Origin of the sequence: Bacillus cereus group sp. BceL291 (genome assembly GCF_051776705.1) — a bacterium.
GTDB lineage: Bacteria > Bacillota > Bacilli > Bacillales > Bacillaceae_G > Bacillus_A > Bacillus_A cereus.
The window spans coordinates 1-2,615 of sequence record NZ_JBPWAP010000185.1 but is presented as its reverse complement, the minus strand read 5'-3'; the positions used below and the strand labels follow the sequence as shown (position 1 = coordinate 2,615).

Here is a 2,615-nt window from a genome sequence, read left to right as displayed (position 1 = left end):
GGTGCGACACGTTTCTCTATAAGTACGTTAGTGCGAAATGAGAGTGTTGCCTAAATTTATTTAAGCAATAACAACTAATATATCGAGAGTTGGAATGAAAGCCGTCAGGTTGAGCTGAAACAACTCCATTGATACTCCTACATGCATGAGGAATAAGTAGAGGAATCATGTGTGAAGCTAGGTGAAGTCGCCTGAACTAGCCTAAGTGATTGAATTACATCATATGGTGTGGGATAGGGCGGATGGCTGAAAAGGTAACTATGGTGAGAATGTTCCAAAGGGAACTGACAAATTTACGAATGTACGGGTCTAAAATTGCACTATATCGAAAGATATAGCACACAATAGTGTGGTGGAATGCCGAAAAGTAAGAGTCGCGAAGTATGAAATTCGGTATAGATAACAAAGAATCTATAATTCCGCAGGCTTATAGTAAACGCCTAAGGTTATCATGGATAGCTAGATATATTGGAACGTGGTAAGCAAGAAACTGCTAAATCAAACAGCTACTTCTGGGCAGGTGGATATAAGGTGAAAACTGAAATTCCTTTATTCTTGTGAAAGTAGGGGCACAGTACCGATGAAAGAGTGATAACAAGCCTCGGAGGGATAGCCCCAAGTCTAATTAAGGTTTATTTGATTTTGTGAAAATGAAGTTCAATGGTCTGGTATGAATGTGGGCAAAACACCAAGGAGGTTTCCACAGTTGAACGCAAGAATGAAATATTGGGAGTATTACAATATGCAAGAAACGTTTGATAAGCTATATGAAGGTAGTCGAGCTAATAAATCATTTCAGGGATTGTATGAAATGATTACGGCAGAAAATAATATTTTACTAGCTTATCGAACAATTAAATCCAATAAAGGGTCTAAAACAGCAGGGATAGATTCTTTTGTAATCGATCAATACAAATCAATGGATAAGGTTGAATTCTTAAACTTGGTTCGTAATCGATTAAATCAATATAAACCTAAAGCTGTAAAAAGAGTATTCATTCCTAAGCCTAATGGTGACAAAAGACCTTTAGGGATTCCAACCATGTTTGATCGACTTATTCAGCAAATGATTAAGCAAATATTAGAACCGATTTGTGAAGCAAAATTCTATGAGCATAGTTATGGATTTCGACCTTTAAGAGGTGCAAGGCATGCTATCTCAAGAGTTATGTATCTCATTAGTCGAAATACTTTTCATTATGCCGTAGATATTGACATCAAAGGATTCTTTGACAATGTTAATCATACGTTACTATTGAAACAACTATGGAACATGGGAATCAAAGATAAAAGAGTCCTAAAGTTGATTTATTTAATCCTTAAAGCGCCTATAAAGGGAGTAGGAATCCCACGAAAAGGTACACCACAAGGAGGAATACTTTCACCACTACTATCAAATGTGGTTTTGAACGATTTAGACCAATGGATAGCACGACAATGGCATCATTTTCAATCAGATTATGATTATACCGAACCAGGTAATCGCAATCGTGCTTTGAAAAGAACAAAATTAAAACAGGGTTACATTGTACGTTATGCGGATGATTTCAAAATCATGGCCAAAGATTTTCGTACTGCACAGAAGTGGTTTATGGCCACAAAATTATACTTAAAAGAACGATTAAAACTTGATATTTCACCAGAAAAATCAAGAATAATCAATCTAAGGAAAAATAAATCTGAATTTCTAGGTTACTCACTATATGTAGTACCTAAAAGAAATAAGTGGGTGTGCAACTCAAACATTTCAGAGAAAAAGAAGAAACAAATTGAATCTGAATTGAGGAAGCGAATCAAATCTATTCAACGGTCAACAACACGGCAAAACGTACAATTATATAATGCCTGTGTTTTAGGATTACGTAACTACTTTAGATACGCCACGCATGTAAATATTGATATGCATGAGCTTACATTCAGTGTATCTTTAACATTTTTCAATCGATTAAAAAGTGTTGGTAAATACGAAGTTCCGATTAATGCACCTCCGGTGTATAAGAAATTCTTTAAAAATAACTATCGAACATTTAAAGTTTGTGGGATTTATTTGTTTCCATTAGCAGATATTCAAACCGCAACCATTTGGAACTATACACAAAGTCAAACTCCATACTCTAAGAAGGGTAGAAATAGTGCCGAGCACAAGGAACTCGATAGAAATGTACTAGTTGAGATAACAAGACTACTTACAGTAAATACAATCAGTAGAAGTCTTGAGTATTCTGATAATCGTATATCTAGGTATTCTATGGTTATGGGAAAATGTGAGATACTAAAAGAATTTTTAACTGCCAGTGAAGTGCATTGTCATCACTATGTTCCATTGGGACTAGGAGGAACAGACGATTATTCTAATTTGCGAATCATCCTAAAGGATATTCATAGACTAATTCATGCCACCGATAATCGAACGATTGAGAATTACTTAAAGAGCTTACTTTTGACTGACGAACAAGTCAAAAGAATAAACCAATATCGAAGAGCTTGTAATTTAGAAGAAATCAAATATTAACTTAATTAGATGGAACGCCGTATGAGGCGAAAGTCTCACGTACGGTGTGGTGCGGGGGAAAAGCTGAAGATGATTTCAAAGGCTTACCTATCGCAATAATCAC

The 2,615-nt window shown here is 35.5% G+C and carries 1 protein-coding gene; it reads left to right on the top strand.

Going from position 1 to position 2,615, the window contains the following annotated elements; genetic code table 11:
* The first annotated feature begins 718 nt into the window (after window positions 1-718).
* Entirely contained in the window at window positions 719-2,512 is a 1,794-nt protein-coding gene (gene ltrA / locus ACS2CR_RS33850; RefSeq protein ID WP_374050080.1) for a group II intron reverse transcriptase/maturase, read from the top strand.
* The last annotated feature ends 103 nt before the right edge of the window (window positions 2,513-2,615 follow it).

Excerpts from the sequence above, each read along its gene's own strand:
- ltrA (WP_374050080.1), top strand. The coding sequence starts at position 719 with ATGAAATATTGGGAGTATTACAATATGCAAGAAACGTTTGATAAGCTA.